At 59.5% G+C, this 19,050-nt stretch carries 16 protein-coding genes and 1 tRNA gene; 13 read left to right on the forward strand and 4 right to left on the reverse strand.

Features of this window, described 5'->3' with window-relative positions:
* Positions 1–63 precede the first annotated feature (63 nt).
* Both ACA053_RS00785 and ACA053_RS00790 read left to right on the forward strand, forming a co-directional pair.
* Positions 64–699, forward strand: a complete 636-nt coding sequence (locus ACA053_RS00785; protein WP_497394333.1) for an NADH:ubiquinone oxidoreductase subunit N — start codon at positions 64–66, stop codon at positions 697–699.
* 316 nt (positions 700–1,015) lie between these two features.
* The gene (locus ACA053_RS00790; protein ID WP_497394334.1) at positions 1,016–2,521 is read left to right on the forward strand and encodes a YdgA family protein; all 1,506 of its coding nucleotides are present in this window, start codon (positions 1,016–1,018) and stop codon (positions 2,519–2,521) included.
* Positions 2,522–2,584: 63 nt separating this feature from the next.
* Here the strand turns inward: ACA053_RS00790 and ACA053_RS00795 are convergent, their stop codons facing one another.
* The gene (locus ACA053_RS00795; protein WP_497394335.1) at positions 2,585–4,114 is read right to left on the reverse strand and encodes an FAD-dependent oxidoreductase; all 1,530 of its coding nucleotides are present in this window, start codon (positions 4,112–4,114) and stop codon (positions 2,585–2,587) included.
* A gap of 139 nt (positions 4,115–4,253) precedes the next feature.
* Between ACA053_RS00795 and ACA053_RS00800 the strand changes: the two genes are divergently transcribed.
* From ACA053_RS00800 to ACA053_RS00820, 5 genes are all read left to right on the forward strand, one after another.
* Complete coding sequence (locus tag ACA053_RS00800; RefSeq protein WP_497314854.1) at positions 4,254–4,814, forward strand: YbhB/YbcL family Raf kinase inhibitor-like protein; 561 nt, start codon at positions 4,254–4,256, stop codon at positions 4,812–4,814.
* Between the two features lie 87 nt (positions 4,815–4,901).
* A complete protein-coding gene (locus ACA053_RS00805) occupies positions 4,902–6,614 on the forward strand; it encodes a vWA domain-containing protein (protein WP_497394336.1) in 1,713 nt (570 codons plus the stop codon).
* Between the two features lies 1 nt (position 6,615).
* Positions 6,616–7,182: an RNA polymerase sigma factor gene (locus ACA053_RS00810; protein WP_497394337.1), complete on the forward strand. Its 567-nt coding sequence runs from the start codon at positions 6,616–6,618 to the stop codon at positions 7,180–7,182.
* On the forward strand, positions 7,179–7,811 hold the full coding sequence (locus ACA053_RS00815; protein ID WP_497314860.1) for a hypothetical protein: 633 nt from the start codon (positions 7,179–7,181) through the stop codon (positions 7,809–7,811). The genes ACA053_RS00810 and ACA053_RS00815 overlap by 4 nt, the downstream gene beginning before the upstream one ends.
* Before the next feature lie 20 nt (positions 7,812–7,831).
* Positions 7,832–8,098, forward strand: a complete 267-nt coding sequence (locus ACA053_RS00820) for a hypothetical protein (protein WP_497314862.1) — start codon at positions 7,832–7,834, stop codon at positions 8,096–8,098.
* Positions 8,099–8,179: 81 nt separating this feature from the next.
* On the opposite strand, the gene ACA053_RS00825 is transcribed toward ACA053_RS00820, so the two are convergent.
* A tRNA-Arg gene (locus ACA053_RS00825) sits at positions 8,180–8,256 on the reverse strand.
* 349 nt (positions 8,257–8,605) lie between these two features.
* Between ACA053_RS00825 and gabD the strand changes: the two genes are divergently transcribed.
* The 3 genes from gabD (at position 8,606) to ACA053_RS00840 (ending at position 12,864) form a co-directional block, all read left to right on the forward strand.
* Positions 8,606–10,048: an NADP-dependent succinate-semialdehyde dehydrogenase gene (gene gabD, locus ACA053_RS00830; RefSeq protein ID WP_010464868.1), complete on the forward strand. Its 1,443-nt coding sequence runs from the start codon at positions 8,606–8,608 to the stop codon at positions 10,046–10,048.
* A gap of 185 nt (positions 10,049–10,233) precedes the next feature.
* The gene (gene gabT, locus ACA053_RS00835; RefSeq protein WP_497394338.1) at positions 10,234–11,511 is read left to right on the forward strand and encodes a 4-aminobutyrate--2-oxoglutarate transaminase; all 1,278 of its coding nucleotides are present in this window, start codon (positions 10,234–10,236) and stop codon (positions 11,509–11,511) included.
* A 138-nt stretch (positions 11,512–11,649) separates the two neighbouring features.
* Positions 11,650–12,864 (forward strand): HDOD domain-containing protein, encoded by a 1,215-nt coding sequence (locus tag ACA053_RS00840; RefSeq protein ID WP_497394339.1) that lies wholly within the window; start codon positions 11,650–11,652, stop codon positions 12,862–12,864.
* Between the two features lie 210 nt (positions 12,865–13,074).
* Here the strand turns inward: ACA053_RS00840 and ACA053_RS00845 are convergent, their stop codons facing one another.
* Together ACA053_RS00845 and desA are read right to left on the reverse strand one after the other, a co-directional pair.
* Positions 13,075–14,064, reverse strand: a complete 990-nt coding sequence (locus ACA053_RS00845; protein WP_497394340.1) for a GGDEF domain-containing protein — start codon at positions 14,062–14,064, stop codon at positions 13,075–13,077.
* Positions 14,065–14,335: 271 nt separating this feature from the next.
* The gene (gene desA / locus ACA053_RS00850) at positions 14,336–15,520 is read right to left on the reverse strand and encodes a delta-9 fatty acid desaturase DesA (protein WP_109627240.1); all 1,185 of its coding nucleotides are present in this window, start codon (positions 15,518–15,520) and stop codon (positions 14,336–14,338) included.
* Between the two features lie 147 nt (positions 15,521–15,667).
* Between desA and dibA the strand changes: the two genes are divergently transcribed.
* The 3 genes from dibA (at position 15,668) to ACA053_RS00865 (ending at position 19,001) form a co-directional block, all read left to right on the forward strand.
* The gene (gene dibA / locus ACA053_RS00855) at positions 15,668–17,587 is read left to right on the forward strand and encodes a phosphodiesterase DibA (protein WP_497394341.1); all 1,920 of its coding nucleotides are present in this window, start codon (positions 15,668–15,670) and stop codon (positions 17,585–17,587) included.
* Positions 17,588–17,734: 147 nt separating this feature from the next.
* Positions 17,735–17,917: a sulfur starvation response protein OscA gene (gene oscA / locus ACA053_RS00860; protein ID WP_007945260.1), complete on the forward strand. Its 183-nt coding sequence runs from the start codon at positions 17,735–17,737 to the stop codon at positions 17,915–17,917.
* Positions 17,918–17,987: 70 nt separating this feature from the next.
* The gene (locus ACA053_RS00865) at positions 17,988–19,001 is read left to right on the forward strand and encodes a sulfate ABC transporter substrate-binding protein (RefSeq protein ID WP_497314873.1); all 1,014 of its coding nucleotides are present in this window, start codon (positions 17,988–17,990) and stop codon (positions 18,999–19,001) included.
* The last annotated feature ends 49 nt before the right edge of the window (positions 19,002–19,050 follow it).

Here is a 19,050-nt window from a genome sequence, read left to right on the forward strand (position 1 = left end):
ATTTGATGAGGTCGCGCGTTGGCTTCATCGATCAAGGCTCGCGTTGGTCATGGGGATCTAATAATGAAAAACCCTTATGCTCCCGGCTTCTGGTGCGCTATTACGGCATTGGTCCTGCTGTCGGCCACCTATTTCTACGGCATCATGCTGGCCCACCAGATCGACAAGGCGCTGGTGTTCCTCGACAGCGCTGCCGCGCTGATTGCCGTGATGGCAATCGTCGTGGTGGCCTGGGCTTCAGTCCAGGGCCAGCGCATCAAGAAAAGACAACTCGAACAAGGCAAGACCCTGGTGCTGATCTGGGACACCAAGGTGGCGTTGCGTCGGGTCGAAACAGTGTTTGACCGGTATTTCTGGGGCAGCTACTGGCAACCCGGGCGCACCTTTCAGGAAGTCATGGGCGAACTGACCGGCACGCCACTGGAAAAAAGCCTTGAGACCTTGAAGAAGCAGTGCCTGGAACTGGACAAGCAAGTCTCCGAAGACGACAGGCACTGGCTCAACAATGCCCGTGAACTCTCCGATGTGGCGGCCGCCATGGCCCGTGAACGCTATCAACTGGACTTCTGCGATCCGCGCGCGGAAGTGACGGGCGGGGCCGTCATCAATCGCGATTTTGAAGTGCTGGTGTATACGTGGACGGCGCGGCTCAAAAGCTTTGATCACCAGCTGGATGAGATGGAAGTTCAGTATTCCTGAGCCTGTGTCGTCGGGTCTGACGTCTTCGCGAGCAAGCCCGCTCCCACATTTGATCGCGTCCTATCCCGCGACTCGGTCAAAGGTGGGAGCGGGCTTGCTCGCGAAGGCAATCTAATGACCACTGAAACTCTCGACCCTTACCGGTGGTCCACAGGCATCAGGGTTCTCTAGACACTCTTTAACCTTTAAACATTGGGCCGCCCGGTGCGCCTGATGCTAATCTGCATCGCACTTTCAGCGCAGTCGTGACCGCAACCCGTCATGGGTTCAGGGAAGACGACCACATTTTCAACAACGGACATTGATCGGGTAATTCATGAATAAATCAGCAGGCGTGCTTCTTGGAATCGTCGTTGCCATCGGTGCAATCAGTGCCGGTGGTGCCTGGTACACCGGCACCAAAATCGAAGGCGTGCTGAACACCTCGATCGCCGACGCCAACAAAGAGCTGAAAGCCGCGCTGGTGGGTTCCAACGGCACCGCGACGCTGGAACTGGTGTCGCTGGAGCGACACATTTTCAGCAGCACCGCGCACTACCGCCTCAAGGGCGAAGGCGAAATGTTCGGCGAAGCGCCGGTCGAGTTGCTGTTCGTCGACCGCCTCGAACACGGCCCGCTGCCGTTCTCGCGTCTGGTGTCGCTGAAATGGTTGCCGGTCATGGCCACCAGTCACTACGAACTGGAAAGAACCCCGACGACGGAAAAATGGTTCGCCGCTGCCAAGGACAAATCCCCACTCACGGGTGTGGTCAACATCGGTTACGACAATGCCACCAACGGCACCCTGCAATTGTTGCCGCTGGACGTAGCGCTGGATGACAAGTCCAACCTGAAATTCTCCGGTCTGAACCTCGACGTCGCCGCCAGCGCCCAAGCGCAGAAGGTCAAGGCCAACGGTTACATGGACAGCCTGACGTTGACCACGGTGGCTGAAGACCAGACGCCGGTGAAGGTCGAGCTGAACGGCCTGACCGTGGCCAGCAACCTGACCAAAAGCACCTACGGCTATTACGTCGGCGACAACACCCTGGAGCTGACCGACAGCAAAACCACCTTCGGCGCCAAGCAATCGATTCTGGGTTTCAAGAAATTTGAAATGAAGAACCAAACCGAAGAGTCGGGCACCAGCGCTTCGGGGCGTGCCGATTACAAGGTGGGTGAAGTGTCGCTGAACGGCAAGACCGTCGGCTCTGCGCAGATGGCCATGAGCCTGAAGAACCTCGACATCCCGGCGACCATGTCGCTGATGCAGGTCTACCAGACCAAATTGCAGCCGTACGAGAAAGCCGCTGCTGAAGCCGCTGCCGCCGGTGAACCGGCTCCAGAGCTGGTGCTGACCCCGGCCGAAGAGGCGCAGGTCAAAACCGGCCTGGAAAAACTGCTCGCGGCTGGCCCGCAGGTGGCCCTGGAGAATCTGTCGTTCAAATCCACCAACGGTGAAAGCCGCGCCAATCTGGTGCTCGACCTGACCAAGCCGCAATCCATGGACCTGCCGCCAGACCAGTTGACCCAACAGCTGATCGCGCTGCTGGATTTCAATCTGCAAGTGTCCAAGCCGATGCTCGTTGACCTGCTCACCGTGCAGTCGCAGATCGAAGGCCAGACCGACGCCAAGCTCATTGCAGATCAGGCAACGGCGACCGCGGACATGTTCAGCAGCATGGCGGTCGGCACGCAACTGGCCAAACTGGAAGGCAACGACATCGTCACCAAATTGCATTACGCCAACAATCAGGTGGAATTCAACGGCCAGAAAATGACCGTTGAGCAATTTGTCGGCTTCGTGATGAGCAAGCTCGGCGGCGCTCCACAGATTCAGTAACACCGCTCGTTTCAAGGCAACGCCCGGTCTCTGCCGGGCGTTTTGCTGTGCGCTGTTTAAAGCCTAATCCACGTCCCGAACCAGCCGCCAGGCCTCATCTACCGGCAACGGCTGTTTCATCCGTTCAGCGAGCATCGCCATTGCCCGCTCTTTTTCGCAGGCAACTGCCGCCGCAACCACGCCGTTCTTGCTGAACAGGCCGATAAAGGGAGGATGGTCGGGGTCGCCCTTGAACTCGACTTCGTCCCAGCTTTCGGCGTGGCCGAGGTAGTCGTAGTTTTTGCCGAAATGCCAGGTCCAGAAATACGGTACGTCGAGGTAGTGTTCGTCGCCGCCCAGCATGTTCGCCGCGGCGATCCGCGCCTGTTGCTGGGCCAGGCGCCAGTGCTCGATGCGCTGGGGGTGGCCGTTGAGCGGGAAGGTCGCGATATCACCCGCCGCCCACAACCCTTCGGCCACGCGCATGCCGCCGTCGGCCTGCAGTGAACGATCCTTATCCTTGGGCAGGTCTGTGAACGGTTCCGTTGCCGGGCTGACGCCGATGCCGACCAGCACCAGATCGGCGGGTAAACGTTGACCGTTTTCCAGTTTCACGGCTTCGACCTTATCCGTGCCTTCGATCGCTGCGGCGTCGCCATCGGTATGAAACACCACGCCATTGGCCTCGTGCAGGGCACGAATCGCCTTACCGACCGCTTCGCCGAACTGCTTGGCGAATGGCACCGCGTGGCGTGCCAGTACGGTGACCTCCAGACCGTATTGGCGCAGGGCCGACGCGGACTCGAGGGCAATGAAGCTGTCGCCGATGATCACCGCCCGCTGGCCCGGTTTCGCAGCACTCAGGATGCGCGTCGCCTGATCCTTGGAACGCAGCAGGAAGACCTGCGGCAAGTCGGCGCCGGGCAGCGTGAGGGGGTTGGGTATGCCGCCGGTCGCGAGCAACGCCGCGTCATACGTCAGCGACTGACCGTCGGCCAGGCGCAGGGTTTTGTTGGGGGCATCCAGGCTCGCCACCTGGCCGGTTATTCGTTCGATCCGCTGTTCGCGGTAAAAGCTTTCCTCTCGTAGCGGCGGAACTTCTTCGGGTGGCATTTCCCCGGCGATCACGAATTTGCTCAGTACCGTCCTGTCGTAACCGGCATCGGCTTCGCGGTCGATCAACACGACGCGGCCGCCAAAGCCTTTCTCGCGCAATGCCGCCGCCCCCGCCGTGCCCGCGGCACCGGCACCGATGATCACAAACGTGCGCTCATCATCGGCAGGCGGCGTGTGGGGATCCGACAGCGGCTGATCGTCGACCCAGACCTCGTCATCGCGCATTTCCAGGGGGTAGCGCTTGAGGCTGTCCAGAGATGGCGGTTCACACAGCCCGCCGTCCTCGATCCGGTACGCGGCCTTGTGCCACGGGCAAATCAGGCGCCCGTGACACAGCGCCCCCTCGGCCAGCGGCGCCCCGGCGTGGGGGCATTCGCCTTGATAGGCGCGCAATTGATCGCCGACCCGCAGCAAGACGATTTTGGTGTCCGCGATCCGTACTTCCAGGCCTCGGTTTTCGGGCACATCGGCGAAACGGGCGACGCGGTGCAGGGCCATGATCACTCTCCAGGCGGGCGTTTCACTTAAGAGTTTGGCGCGTAACCCGAGGTTCAGCCAATTCCCACTGCCACCGCACGAACGGTACAGCTATAGTTCGCAAGCCGACGAAGGCCCCATCCGCACAAGGTGCTCCGGAATGACCCGATTGACCTCTCTGAACCCTTGGCTGGCGGCCGTTGCAGTCGCCCTCTGCGTGCAGTTTCCAGCGCAGGCCCAGGAACGCTTCACCGTCAGCATTCCCGGTGTTTCGGATAACCGATTGTTCACCTCGGCAGCGGCCAGCGACGCCAGCGGCTGCGGCGGCAAGAACCAGTCTCCGGCCCTCAGCTGGAACGCCGGCCCACCTGGCACCTTGAGCTACGCCATCGTCATGCACGACCCGGACGGTCAGAAAGGCCTGGGCGTCGATCACTGGATTCACTACGGCATCAAAGCCACAACCCGCCAGATTCCGGCCGGCGTGGGCGCCAAATCCGCGCTCGAAGGTGTGGGCGGCAACAACAGCAAAGGCACCACCGGCTATATCGGTCCTTGCCCGCCCGTCGGCGACAGCTCGCACCACTACATCATCCAGCTCTATGCCCTCGATTTGGCGCCGGACGCGTTGCCTGCCGGCCTGACCCGAGCGCAGCTGATGGAAAAAATCAAAGGTCATGTGCTGCGCAACAGCAGCGTGGTGCGGCGTTATCACCGCTGAAATTTTTTTCAGCAGTGTTAACCCGAACCTGAACGGGGGCTCGTCTCAGAGGATGAATGGATCAATTTCCTCCTGAGGTCAGCCCCCATGTCCCTCCCTCTGCATTTCCTCCGCCCGGCCGCCCAGGGTTTCACCGTCGGGCTGCTGTTGGCCGTTGCCGGTTGCGGCGTTTCCTCTAAACCTGAGTCCGCTGTTGTGTCGCCACCGGCTCAAGGTGCAATGAAGACTGAGGCGCTGGTGCGCAACGAATCCGTGGCGGCGGATGCGTCGATGGCCAAACGCAGCGTTCGTCCGGCCCCCATTGCTGGCTATGCGCCGATGCCGGCGGGTGAGGCCTACCCGCAGGCTTATCGGGATGAGCAGCGCGAGCAATATCAGGTATTGGCGGATAACCCGATTCACAGCGTGGCCGAGACGCCGGTTTCGACCTTCAGCGCCGACGTCGATACCGGCGCTTACGCCAATGTCCGCCGCTTGCTGAACCAGGGACGCCTGCCGCCCGAAGGCGCGGTGCGACTGGAGGAAATGGTCAATTACTTTCCCTACGATTACGCGTTGCCCACCGATGGCTCGCCTTTCGGCGTAACCACCGAACTGGCGCCGTCGCCGTGGAATCCGCATACCCGTTTGCTGCGCATCGGCATCAAGGCCTCGGACCGTGCGGTCGCGGAACTGGCCCCGGCCAACCTGGTGTTTCTGGTGGACGTCTCCGGCTCGATGGACCGTCGCGAAGGTTTGCCGCTGGTCAAAAGCACCCTGAAATTGCTGGTCGATCAACTGCGCGAGCAGGATCGCGTTTCGCTGGTGGTTTATGCCGGCGAATCGCGTGTCGTACTGGAGCCCACTTCCGGACGCGAGAAAGCGAAGATTCGTACCGCGATCGACCAATTGACCGCTGGGGGCTCGACGGCGGGGGCCTCGGGCATCGAACTGGCTTATCAGATGGCGCAACAGGCTTTCATCGCCAAAGGCATCAACCGCATCCTTCTGGCCACGGACGGCGACTTCAATGTCGGCATCAGCGACTTCGACAGCCTCAAGCAAATGGCTGTGGATAAACGCAAGACCGGCGTGTCCCTGACCTCGTTGGGTTTTGGTGTGGATAACTACAATGAACACCTGATGGAACAACTGGCCGACGCTGGCGATGGCAACTACGCCTACATCGACAACCTGCGCGAGGCGCGTAAGGTGCTGGTGGATCAGCTCGGTTCGACCCTCGCGGTGGTGGCGAAGAACGTGAAGCTGCAAGTGGAGTTCAACCCGGCGCAGGTCAGCGAATACCGGCTGTTGGGGTATGAGAATCGAGCGTTGAAGCGTGAGGATTTCAGCAATGACAAAGTCGATGCCGGAGAAATCGGCGCAGGACACACGGTGACGGCGTTGTACGAAATTGTGCCGAAGGGCGAGAAGGGCTGGCTGGAACCGTTGCGGTACGGCAAGGCTGAGTCGGCGGCTTCCGGTACCACCGGGGAATTGGCGATGCTGCGTGTGCGTTATCAACTGCCGGAAGGTGGGAAAAGTCGCTTGATCGAGCGGCCGATCGCGGGTGATTCGGTCGGCAAGGCCAGTGATGACCTGCGCTTTGCGGCGGCTGTCGCAGCGTTTTCCCAGCAACTCAAGGACGGGCGATATACCGGTGATTTCAGCTTGAAGGACACCGAGGCCTTGGCGCGCGGTGCACGGGGCGAGGACCGATTCGGTCTGCGCGCAGAGTTCGTGCAGTTGGTGGAGTTGGCACAGAGCCTGCGAACCACCACCGCCTCCAACACAGACCCGAATAAAGGAGCTTATAACTGACATGTCCGCGCCTGAACCGAGCGACGAATCGCTGCTGGCCCGGTATCGCGCAGGCGACGGGCCAGCGTTCGAGATCTTGTACGCCCGTCATCGCCATGGCCTCTACCGATTCCTCTTCGGTTTGAGCGGCAAACCCGAACTGGCCGAAGAGGTTTACCAGGACACCTGGCTGAGCCTGATCCGCAGCACCAGTCAGCCACAAGGTCGGGCGAATTTTCGTACGTGGCTCTTTCAGATTGCTCGCAATCGACTGATCGACCACTGGCGCAAACATGGCATTCACAACCCGTTGCATGACAGCTATGACGAGCAGATCCACGCCGTGATGGATGAGGCGACCGATCCGGAGCAACTGCTGAGCCTGAGCCGCGACGGCCAGCGCCTCGAAGCCGCGTTGCAAAACCTGCCCGCCGACCAGCGCGAAGTCTTCCTGCTCCGCGCCCACGGCGATCTCGACCTGCCGCAGATCGCCCACCTCACCGAAACACCCCTGGAAACCGTCAAGAGTCGCTTGCGCTACGCCCAGCAAAAACTGCGTCGGCTGCTGGCCGAGGAGGTACTGACATGACTGACGCCCGAAAAACACCGGAAGACGATGTGGTGAAGCATTTTCGTGAACATGCGACTGGCGAGCCGCCGGCTCATCTGGATGCATTCATTCTGGCCACCGCACACCGTGAAGCGCCCGCGCCGAAACCGAACCTGTGGCAGCGCTGGGTCCTGGCTTGCCAGAAACCTCGTTGGCAGGTCGCATTCGCCAGTCTCGTTGGTGTGGCACTGATGTTGGCGCTGGTGCAGCGTGCGCCCGAGCAAGTGCCAACGTTCGATTCCACCCCGGCGCCCAAGACTTCGTCTTTTGTGGCTAAGAAAGAAGCTGCAGAAGCACCTGAATCGGTTGCCCGCTCAATGGCGGCCCCGGCCGGCGCGATGTCCGCGCCTGCGCCTGCAGCACCAATGGCCGAGTTGGCTGCGCCCGCGCAGAGTGAATCGATCAGCGCTGACATGGCTGAAGAAGCAAAGGTCAGCAAACGCCCGGCCGCGGCTCCGGCGAAGTTTATCGACGACCAGTTACGTGAAGTGATCCGCCTGCAAAATGCCGGTCAAACCAAAGCGGCTGATGAGCTGATGGCGACCTTGCACAAACGCTTTCCCAAGGAAAACCTCGCCGCCCGACTGAAGAATTTGCAGAAAAACTGAGGCGCAAAGCGGTCGGCCATTTGGCATCGACACCCGAAAGCGCGCACTATCGGCCTATAGCCGATGCGTTGGAGGATGCCGTGGCAAAAAAAATCGACCGCATCGCCCAAATGCTCAACTGCCCGGAAAAGGGCGAGGAATTGCGGCGAGCAGTGACGGAGAGTCGTAAGGAGTTTCTTCTGGCGAAGCAGGCAGAAGAGGCGCTGGAGGAAGACGTCCTTGATGATGAAGAGGTTGAGGACGAAGAGGATGATGAGTACGACGAGTTTGATTGGACGACTGAATGAAAAAACCGCTTAGGCGGTTTTTTGGTTCCCACAAAAAAGCCCCAGACCCTAAGGCCTGAGGCTTTCTCGTTTCTACTATTATGGTGCACCAGGCGGGATTCGAACCCACGACCCCTGCCTTCGGAGGGCAGTACTCTATCCAGCTGAGCTACTGGTGCAAGCGGGCGCCATGATACTCATATGCACTGCGGGCGTCCATGCTGCTGAATCGACTGCGGTTTTCGCAACCGTAACAACCGTTTGCTACGTTGATCAGAAAAATTAGACAAATGCGGCGTTTTCGTTCTTTTTTTCGAACAGGCTATTGTCCTTTACCCCCTTTGATCCTAGGATTCGTTTGAGATTTCAAACGCTCTTGTCTGGGTGCTGAACCGCACGAGTTTCGAACAGTGCGCTATTTATGTGCTTCAGCCCGGTGAATGATTTCCCTGACGGCAGCCTACAAGGCGCCTTTCTACAATCATAATTCGCTCCGCGCTGGCCGCGGTGCTGTTAAGGAAAGCCGACATGCAGCTTAAAGACACCCAGTTGTTCCGCCAGCAAGCCTTTATCGATGGCGCTTGGGTTGATGCGGACAATGGTCTGACGATCAAGGTCAACAACCCGGCAACGGGCGAAATTCTGGGCACGGTGCCGAAAATGGGCGCTGCCGAAACCCGCCGTGCGATCGAAGCCGCTGACAAAGCGCTGCCGGCCTGGCGTGCACTGACCGCCAAGGACCGTGCGAACAAGCTGCGTCGCTGGTTCGAACTGATCATCGAAAACCAGGACGACCTCGCTCGCCTGATGACCCTGGAACAGGGCAAGCCATTGGCCGAAGCCAAGGGCGAAATCGTTTACGCCGCTTCCTTTATCGAGTGGTTCGCCGAAGAAGCCAAGCGCATCTACGGTGACGTGATTCCGGGCCACCAGCCAGACAAGCGCTTGATCGTGATCAAGCAGCCAATCGGCGTGACCGCAGCCATCACCCCGTGGAACTTCCCGGCCGCGATGATCACCCGAAAAGCCGGCCCGGCCCTGGCCGCCGGTTGCACCATGGTGCTCAAGCCTGCTTCGCAAACCCCTTTCTCCGCATTCGCGTTGGCTGAACTGGCCCAGCGTGCCGGCATTCCTGCCGGCGTGTTCAGCGTTGTGACCGGCAGCGCCGGCGACATCGGCAGCGAGCTGACCAGCAACCCGATCGTGCGTAAGTTGTCCTTCACTGGCTCGACCGAAATCGGTCGTCAGCTGATGGCTGAATGTGCCAAGGACATCAAGAAAGTGTCCCTGGAACTGGGCGGCAACGCGCCGTTCATCGTGTTCGATGACGCGGACCTGGATAAGGCCGTCGAAGGCGCGATCATTTCCAAATACCGCAACAACGGCCAGACCTGCGTCTGCGCCAACCGTCTGTACATTCAGGATTCGGTCTACGACGCGTTCGCCGAGAAGCTGAAAGTGGCTGTGGCCAAACTCAAGATCGGCAACGGTCTGGAAGAAGGCACCACCACGGGCCCGCTGATTGACGAAAAAGCCGTGGCCAAGGTTCAAGAGCACATTGCTGACGCGATCAGCAAAGGCGCGACCGTTCTGGCGGGTGGCAAGGTCATGGAAGGCAACTTCTTCGAGCCGACCATTCTGACCAACGTGCCGAAAAACGCTGCCGTGGCCAAGGAAGAAACCTTTGGTCCATTGGCGCCGCTGTTCCGCTTTAAAGACGAAGCCGAAGTGATCGCGATGTCCAACGACACCGAGTTCGGCCTGGCTTCGTACTTCTATGCCCGCGACCTGGGTCGTGTGTTCCGTGTGGCGGAAGCCCTGGAATACGGCATGGTCGGCGTCAACACCGGGTTGATCTCCAACGAAGTCGCGCCGTTTGGCGGCATCAAGGCGTCGGGCCTGGGCCGTGAAGGCTCCAAGTACGGCATCGAAGATTACCTGGAAATCAAATACCTCTGCCTGGGCATCTAAGCTCGGTAGACGGGAATGCAACAAGCGGAAAGGGCACGAGAGCGCTGTCCCTTTCTGCGCTTCAAACGGAATTTTCTCTGTGGCCGGGAAAGCTGTGGCAGTCGATCATCGCATGCTGCCGTAGTTGCCTCCCCGCCGCATTTTCCTTGAGCCACGCCGCCCGATGAGCGGTGAATGAGGACTTTATGAGCAAGACTAACGCATCCCTGATGAAACGCCGCGAAGCCGCTGTACCACGCGGTGTTGGCCAGATTCACCCGATCTTCGCCGAGTCCGCGAAGAACGCCACCGTGACCGACGTTGAAGGTCGCGAGTTCATCGACTTCGCCGGCGGTATCGCCGTGCTGAACACCGGCCACGTGCACCCGAAAATCATCGCCGCCGTGACCGAGCAGCTGAACAAGCTGACCCACACCTGCTTCCAGGTGCTGGCCTACGAGCCGTACGTAGAAGTGTGCGAAAAAATCAACGCCAAGGTGCCGGGTGATTTCGCCAAGAAGACCCTGCTGGTGACCACCGGTTCCGAAGCGGTAGAAAACGCCGTGAAAATCGCCCGTGCCGCCACTGGCCGTGCCGGCGTGATCGCGTTCACCGGCGCTTACCACGGTCGCACCATGATGACCCTGGGCCTGACCGGTAAAGTCGTGCCTTACTCGGCCGGCATGGGCCTGATGCCAGGCGGCATCTTCCGCGCGCTGTACCCGAACGAACTGCACGGTGTGAGCATCGACGATTCGATCGCCAGCATCGAACGCATCTTCAAGAACGACGCCGAGCCGCGTGACATCGCTGCAATCATCATCGAGCCGGTTCAGGGCGAAGGCGGTTTCTACGTCGCGCCTAAAGAGTTCATGAAGCGTCTGCGCGCGCTGTGCGACCAGCACGGCATTCTGTTGATTGCTGACGAAGTACAAACTGGCGCTGGCCGTACCGGTACTTTCTTTGCCATGGAACAGATGGGCGTTGCTGCCGACCTGACCACCTTCGCCAAATCCATCGCTGGCGGCTTCCCGTTGGCCGGTGTGTGCGGCAAGGCCGAATACATGGACGCCATTGCTCCAGGCGGCCTGGGCGGCACCTACGCCGGTAGCCCGATCGCTTGCGCCGCGGCCCTGGCCGTGATGGAAGTGTTCGAAGAAGAGCACCTGCTGGATCGCTGCAAGGCAGTCGGCGAGCGTCTGGTGACTGGCCTCAAGGCCATTCAGGCCAAGTACCCGGTGATCGGCGAAGTCCGTGCCCTGGGCGCGATGATCGCGGTCGAGCTGTTTGTCGACGGCGACAGCCACAAGCCGAACGCTGCCGCGGTGGCATCGGTAGTGGCCAAGGCTCGCGACAAGGGTCTGATCCTGCTGTCTTGCGGCACTTACGGCAACGTTCTGCGCGTCCTGGTACCGCTGACTTCGCCGGATGAGCAATTGGACAAAGGTCTGGCGATCATCGAAGAGTGCTTCTCGGAACTCTGATCTAAGATGCTCAGATGAATGTGTGAGCTGACCGACAAAAAACCCGCTTCGGCGGGTTTTTTTGTCCCCGAAACAATTCGCACCATTCCAAATGACCAGCATTGACTAAGGTACAAGCATCGCAAAGGGAGTGTGTAGATGACCGCTGTGGTTTTACCCGCTGTACCCCGTGTGCTGATTGCCGAGGCTGACCCTTGGTCTCGGGACCTGCTCAAGCAAGTGTTGTTGAGTGTGCGTTGCGACGCACGGCTGGATTTGTGTGCCGATGGCCCGCAGGCGCTGGAGCTGTTGGCGGAACATCCTTACGACCTGGTGATCGTGGACTGGGCGTTGCCTGGCATCGATGGCCTGAACGTCTTGCGCAACGTCCGTCAGCGCAAACGCAATCCGCCGCTGCCTTTCATTCTGATGAGCAGTCGCAACGACAGTGCCAGCGTGCGTGAAGCCTTGCCCCTGGCGCCCACGGCGTACCTGACCAAACCCCTGAACATGGAAAGCCTGACCCAACGTCTGCAGGATCTGCTGCTGAACGCTGGTGAAGAGGTTTATTGTGAAATGCCGACGTTGGCGGCTGGCATGACCCTTTCGGTGTACCTGGAGCGCCGTCGTGAACTGGCGGAGGGTGCGCCGCTGATGGCCGATGTGCAGGTGGCGGTCAAAGCCAGCCTGAATACCCGTGGACTTGACCTGGTGCGGCTGGAAGAGGAAATCCGCACCGACCCGCACATCACTGCTGTGTTGATCGCGGCGTCTAACAGCGCGGCGCTGCATGTTGGCGATGCGGTCCAGACCTTGTCTCAGGCGCTGCAACGCTTGGGCTCCGCGCAAAGCATGAACCTGATCCTCGGGTTGGCACTCAAGCGAAGTGCCCGGCTCAGCGATCCGTTCCTGGCGGACTATGCCGAGCGTTTTTGGGACTTGTCACTGCACACCGCCGAATACGCTCGCAGGCTGGCGCGCTTGCTGGACCTGGATCAGGAGCGCTGTTATTGCGCGGGCATGCTGCATTGCCTTGGCGACCTTGCGTTGCTCCTGTGTTTGCAGGAATGGAAGCAGGCCGGTGGCGAGCTGGATGAATGGGAGGAGGTGGGCAATGCCTTGGCCGAGTTCGGCGCAGCCTACGGTTCTTCGCTGCGGACGCGCTGGCGGCTGCCGCTGGAGCTGCGAGAGCTGATTGCTGCGACCTACCAGCTCGGTGGTGGGGTTTACTCCCGCGAAGCGCTGGTGATGAACATGGCCGCGCAACTGGCGCACCTGACCGAGCATGAGGGCGTTGAGGCATTGGCCAAGAGCCGGACAGCGCGGTTGCTCAAGATTGGCTTGCCGGAATTGATGCGTTTGCGCAAAAAATAAACACTACGCATAACCCAGTGTGGGAGCGGGCCTTGTGGTGAGGGGATTTATCCCCGTTCGGCTGCGAAGCAGTCGCAGAACGAATGCACTCGGTGCATCTGATACTCCGTATCGCAGGTTTTGGGGCCGCTGCGCGACCCAACGGGGATAAATCCCCTCACCACAAAGGCTCGTCCCCACAGGGGTTTTGGGTTGGATCTGGGTTTTGGGTCAGCCCGAAATGATGCGGTTTTTGCCCTGGCGCTTGGCCTCATACATCGCGGCATCCGCGCGGGCGAACACGCTGTCGAGGGAATCATCCTCCTCCGTCAGGCTGGTCAAACCCTGGCTGACAGTGATGCCGAACGTCTGGTCATCATGGCTGAAGCTCAATTGCTGGATTTGCCGTTGCAGGCGCTCGGCGACTTGCATGGCCATGTCGGGTGCGCATCCCGGGAACACCGCAGCGAATTCCTCGCCACCGATCCTTCCGAACAAATCCCCCCGGCGTAACGCGGCACGACCGCTCTCGGCGATTCGTTGCAGCACGTTGTCGCCGGCTTGATGGCCGTAGGTGTCGTTAACCACTTTGAAGTCATCGATGTCCAGCAGCAGGAACGCCATGGGTGCGCCTTGCTTGCGCGCCAGGGCAAACTCGCGCTGGGCGCATTCGAAGAAGTGTCGGCGATTGCTGCTTTGCGTCAGCACGTCGGTGGTCGCCAGGCGTTGCAGCTCAGCCTCCATTCGTTTCTTTTCGGTGATGTCTTCGGCAATGCCGACGATGATCACCGGTTGGCCCGGCTCGGCCTGGCGATTGATGAAGCACTTGTCGCTGACCCAGCGTACTTGGCCGTCGGCCGCGATGATGCGGTATTCGCGGTCTTCAACGGCGCCTTTGACCAGCACTTCGGCCAGGCTGCGCTCGGCATAGTCCAGATCATCGGGGTAAATGCAGTCGCGCCACTCGTTGTAGTCGGACAGCAACAGCCCGGCGGAACGGCCAAAAATCCGTTCATAGGCCGGGCTGACGTAGAGCACCTGACGGGTTTCCCAATTGAATGCCCAAAGCACCGCGTTGACGCTCACCAGCAGGGAGCTGAACAGCTGTTCGCGTTCGCTCAGACGTGCGACTTCGCCCTGGGCATGCATGAGTGCCATCAGGGTTTGAGCAGCGTCCGGCCACTGAGGAAGGGATGAGTCTTGTGGGTCTTTATGAACCATCGGGACGAATCTCAAAGGGCGTACGCCGCTCGAGTTTCGAAAGCGGCTACAGCAAAGCCCGCCGGGTGGCGAAGTGTCTTTGAGATAGGGGATTTGGCGTTTGGTTCCCGCCCTTGGTGGCGAGGGAGCTTGCTCCCGCCGGGCGGTATAGGCGACGCGTTCAGTCAGTTGAAACGCGTCGCCGGTTTTGCGGTTGCTTCGCAACCGAACGGGGGTAAATCCCCTCACCACAGGCAAGCCCCCTTTCCAGAGGCAAGCTTGTGGCGCCGGGTCAGACGGCGGCAGGGCGCAGGGAGTAGGTCTTCAACTGGTCGGCGAAGTCGCGCAGGGATTGAATCCCGCTGGCTTCGGCTTCGTGAACCCAATCCTTGATGGCGGCCAACATGTCGTGACCATTTGAGCTGGTCTTGACCCAGATCTGCTGCAAGGCCAGGCGTTTTTCGTAAATTACCTTCAGTGCCTGGCTGTGCTCGAGCATGGTCTGGATGCGCACGTGGTGTTTTTCGTCCAGCAGGCTGGTTTCCCGCGAAAGCAGACGTTTGGCCCGGTGGAATTGGTGACGGACCGAGTGATCGACCTTTTCCAGCTCTTGCTTGACCAGTGGCGCGATCACCAATTTGCGGTACTGGGCCATGATCTGGAAGCGGTTGTTGAGGATCGCCATGGCGGTGTCCATGTCCAGGCTGCCTTTGCCTTCGACGCGGTGGGCGATTGGCGCAACCCGCTGGACCTTGGCCAGACGGAAGAAACTGAAGACCTGAATCCAGGCCCAACCGAGGTCGAATTCCCACTTCTTCACCGACAATTTCGCCGAGTTCGGGTAGGTATGATGGTTGTTATGCAGTTCTTCGCCGCCGATCAGGATGCCCCAAGGCACCAGATTGGTCGCCGCGTCGCGGCATTCGAAATTGCGGTAACCGATGGCATGGCCCAGGCCATTGACCACGCCGGCGGCCCACACCGGAATCCACATCATCTGGATGGCCCAGATGGTGATGCCGATGGTGCCGAACAGCAGCAGGTCGATGACCGCCATGATCCCCACGCCCAGCATCGGGAAGCGGCTATACAGATTGCGCTCGATCCAGTCTTCCGGGCAGTTCTTGCCGTAGATGCGCAGGGTCTCCGGGTTTTCCGCTTCGGCGCGGTACAGCTCGGCACCTTTGCGCAGAACGGTGGACAGGCCCTTGATGACCGGGCTGTGCGGGTCATCGACGGTTTCGCACTTGGCGTGATGCTTGCGGTGGATAGCGGTCCACTCGCGGGTGTTCTGCGCCGTGGTCAGCCACAGCCAGAAGCGGAAGAAATGTTTCAGGCCAGCATTGAGCTCAAGCGAGCGATGGGCTGAATAACGATGCAGATAGACCGTGACGCCAACGATCGTGACGTGGGTCATCAGCAGGGTGACTGCCACCAGTGACCAGGGCGACAAGCCGAGAAAACCTTCGTACCACATAGGCTATAGGGCCCTCGATAAATAAAAAAACAGCCGTTGCATTATCACTAAGCCCACAGATAAAACCAGTCACCCTTTCAGATAAGAGTGGCTGGATGTTTCTTTATCCTATAATCCCAATCATTTTGTAGGGACATGGACGGTCGAATGTCTGCCACATATCGCGATGCCTTACGTGCAGCGCTACTTTACTTGGTGCTTTCCGCGGTCTGGCTGCAGTTTAGCGGTTACTTATTGAACAGTTTCTTCGATGACTCTGCTGAGTTACTGCGATGGCAACTGATCAACGGTTACGTCTGGGTCGCGTTTAGTGCCGGGCTGATCTTCATCGCCCGAGCGCGATTGCTCCGGTGCCTTGGGATCGGCGCCACATTGCGTGAACGTCATGACGACCGCGAGCGTTTGCGTCAGGCGGCTGCGGTATTCGATTGCACCCGTGAAGGTGTGCTGGTCACCGATAGCAACGGGTTGATCGTCCACGTTAACCGGGCGTTCATGGAAATCACCGGTTACTCGCTTGAGGAAGTGTTGGGTCAGCGGCCAAGTCTGTTCAAGTCGGGCCATCACCCAGCGGATTTTTACCAGGCGATGTTCGCGACACTCAATAGCATCGGTGAGTGGAGCGGGGAAATCTGGAACCGCCGCAAAAGCGGTGAGATCTACCCGCAATGGCAGACGATCCGCATCATTCACGACGATCATGGCCAGCTCAGTCACTACGTCGCCGTGTTTTCCGATATCAGCGCAATCAAGAACTCCGAACATGAACTCAAGCATCTGGCGCATCACGACCCGCTGACGGATTTGCCTAACCGCCTACTGTTCACCGACCGTACCGAACAGGCATTGACGTCGGCGCAACTCCACAAGCGTGGCTGTGCATTGCTGATGGTCGATCTGGATCATTTCAAGATGATCAACGACAGCCTCGGACACAGGGTCGGCGACGAACTGCTCAAAGCCGTGGCCGAGCGTTTGCAGGCCTTGCTTGGCCCGGAGATCACGTTGGCGCGACTGGGGGGTGATGAGTTCGCGGTGCTCGCCGAAAGCTGTCCGCAATTGATGCAGGCAGCGGCACTGGCGCAGCGGATCATTGATGGACTCAAAGAGCCGTTCCTGATTGGCGGGCATCAACTGTTCATCAATACCAGCATCGGTATCAGCCTGTTCCCCGGCGATGCCTTGAGCGCTGAACAACTATTGCGTAACGCTGACTCGGCGCTGTTCAAGGCCAAAAGCGCCGGCCGCGATGGCTACGCCCTGTATACCGAAGAGCTGACAGCCCATGCCCAGAACCGGGTCGAGACTGCCGTAGAGCTGCGCCGAGCGCTGGAGCAGCAGGAGCTGCGCGTTTATTACCAGCCGGTTCACGACCTCAGGAGCCGTCGCCTGGTTGGCGTCGAGGCGCTGGTGCGCTGGGAGCATCCGAAGCGCGGGCTGGTGCCGCCAGCAGAATTCATTCCCATCGCCGAACGCACCGGGTTGATCGCAGAAGTCGATAACTGGGTGATGCGCCAGGCTTGTCAGCAAATGTGTTTGTGGCAGCAGGCCGGTGTGGCGTTGTCGTTTGTCGCGGTGAACGTCTCTTCTCGATTGTTCGCTCGCCGTGAGCTCTTTCAGCAAGTGGCGAAAGTGCTGCACGAAACCGGGCTCGATCCAGCGTATCTGGAGCTGGAAGTTACAGAGAGCGCGGTGATGGAAGACCCGGAAGTGGCGTTGGAGCAGATGCATCGACTGCGCGAGCTGGGTGTGCGGCTGGCCATCGATGATTTCGGCACAGGCTATTCGTCGCTGCTGCGGCTCAAGCGGTTGCCGGTGCAGAAGCTCAAGATCGATCAGGGTTTTGTCGCCGGTTTGCCGTGGGATGAGGATGACGTGGCGATCGTGCGAGTGATCATCGCGCTGGCGCAAAGCATGGGGATGCAGGTGCATGCCGAGGGGATCGAGCAGGTCGAGCAGGCCCGCTTCCTGCTCGAACAGGATTGCGATCTGGGGCAGGGCTACTGGTTTGGGCGACCGGTTCCGGCCGAGCAGTTGCAGTGGTCGCACGAGCCGGAAATCCGCTAAACCCACGCCCCATCAAATAATTTTATTTGGTTATATAAACATTCTTAAATAGTCTTTTTAAGAATATCTGCGCGTCTCTACTATTGCTCTCACGCCGCAAGCAGTGCCGCCACTGCCAGGCAACCTCTCAGTTGAAGGAGCAGCACGATGAGCGCATCCCTACGTAGCGTTGACGGTCAAGACGAAGCCACCATCTTGCGTGAGATCCAGAGCGCACTGCGTGATCTGCGTTTTGGCGCTGTGGAAATCACCGTGCACAACGCCCAGGTGGTTCAGATCGAACGCAAAGAGAAATTCCGTTTGCAGAACCCGAGCAACAAACCGAGCTGACAAACCGGCAACCCGCTTCCAGCACACCATAAAAAAAGCCAACACACCAAGAATTCCAGGAGCTTTCACCATGTCGTCGATTCGTCATTTCGCTTTGGCCGCCTTGGCCAGTGCCCTTTTTGCGGGTTCCGCGGTTGCCAAGGATTACGAGTTGCTCAACGTGTCGTATGACCCGACTCGCGAGCTGTACCAGGATTACAACGCTGAGTTCGTCAACTTCTGGAAGAAGGACCACGCTGGCGATAACGTGAAAATCCAGCAATCCCACGGTGGTTCGGGCAAACAAGGTCGGGCCGTGATCGACGGTCTGCGCGCCGACGTGGTGACCCTGGCCCTGGCCGGTGACATCGACGAAATCGCCAAACTCGGCAAGACCCTGCCGGCCGACTGGCAGAAGCGTCTGCCGGAGGCGAGCACACCTTACACCTCGACCATCGTGTTCCTGGTGCGCAAGGGCAACCCTAAGGGCATCAAGGACTGGGGCGATCTGGTCAAGAATGACGTGTCGGTGATCACCCCGAACCCGAAAACCTCCGGCGGTGCGCGCTGGAACTTCCTCGCGGCCTGGGCCTACGGCCTGAAAGCCAGCGGTGGTGACGAAGCCAAAGCCAAGGAATACGTTCAGACCTTGTTCAAACACGTTCCGGTTCTGGACACCGGCGCTCGCGGTTCGACCATCACCTTCGTCAACAACGGTCAGGGCGACGTGTTGCTGGCCTGGGAAAACGAAGCGTTCCTGGCGCTGAAAGAAGACGGCGGCGCTGACAAGTTCGAAATCGTCGTGCCTTCGCTGTCGATCCTGGCTGAACCGCCGGTGGCTGTGGTCGACAAGAACGCCGAGAAAAAGGGCAATGCCGAGATCGCCGAGGCGTACCTCAAGCACCTGTACAGCCCGGCGGGTCAGGAAATTGCGGCGAAAAACTTCTATCGTCCACGTGACAAGGATGTGGCCGCCAAGTACAGCAAGCAGTTCCCGACCCTGGAGTTGGTGACCATCGACAAGGACTTCGGCGGCTGGAAAAGCGCTCAGCCGAAATTCTTCAATGATGGCGGCGTGTTCGACCAGATCTACCAGGCGCAATAACCTGACTTAAGCCTCACCACGAGCCTTATGCTTGGGCGCGTACTTTGTG

The sequence above is a fragment of the Pseudomonas sp. LBUM1672 genome, from assembly GCF_059695655.1.

Bases quoted from the DNA above. Each gene is read 5' to 3' on its own strand.
- ACA053_RS00785 (WP_497394333.1), top strand. From the start codon at position 64: ATGAAAAACCCTTATGCTCCCGGCTTCTGGTGCGCTATTACGGCATTG.
- ACA053_RS00790 (WP_497394334.1), top strand. From the start codon at position 1,016: ATGAATAAATCAGCAGGCGTGCTTCTTGGAATCGTCGTTGCCATCGGT.
- ACA053_RS00795 (WP_497394335.1), bottom strand. From the start codon at position 4,114: ATGGCCCTGCACCGCGTCGCCCGTTTCGCCGATGTGCCCGAAAACCGA.
- ACA053_RS00800 (WP_497314854.1), top strand. From the start codon at position 4,254: ATGACCCGATTGACCTCTCTGAACCCTTGGCTGGCGGCCGTTGCAGTC.
- ACA053_RS00805 (WP_497394336.1), top strand. From the start codon at position 4,902: ATGTCCCTCCCTCTGCATTTCCTCCGCCCGGCCGCCCAGGGTTTCACC.
- ACA053_RS00810 (WP_497394337.1), top strand. From the start codon at position 6,616: ATGTCCGCGCCTGAACCGAGCGACGAATCGCTGCTGGCCCGGTATCGC.
- ACA053_RS00815 (WP_497314860.1), top strand. From the start codon at position 7,179: ATGACTGACGCCCGAAAAACACCGGAAGACGATGTGGTGAAGCATTTT.
- gabD (WP_010464868.1), top strand. From the start codon at position 8,606: ATGCAGCTTAAAGACACCCAGTTGTTCCGCCAGCAAGCCTTTATCGAT.
- gabT (WP_497394338.1), top strand. From the start codon at position 10,234: ATGAGCAAGACTAACGCATCCCTGATGAAACGCCGCGAAGCCGCTGTA.
- ACA053_RS00840 (WP_497394339.1), top strand. From the start codon at position 11,650: ATGACCGCTGTGGTTTTACCCGCTGTACCCCGTGTGCTGATTGCCGAG.
- ACA053_RS00845 (WP_497394340.1), bottom strand. From the start codon at position 14,064: ATGGTTCATAAAGACCCACAAGACTCATCCCTTCCTCAGTGGCCGGAC.
- desA (WP_109627240.1), bottom strand. From the start codon at position 15,520: ATGTGGTACGAAGGTTTTCTCGGCTTGTCGCCCTGGTCACTGGTGGCA.
- dibA (WP_497394341.1), top strand. From the start codon at position 15,668: ATGTCTGCCACATATCGCGATGCCTTACGTGCAGCGCTACTTTACTTG.
- oscA (WP_007945260.1), top strand. From the start codon at position 17,735: ATGAGCGCATCCCTACGTAGCGTTGACGGTCAAGACGAAGCCACCATC.
- ACA053_RS00865 (WP_497314873.1), top strand. From the start codon at position 17,988: ATGTCGTCGATTCGTCATTTCGCTTTGGCCGCCTTGGCCAGTGCCCTT.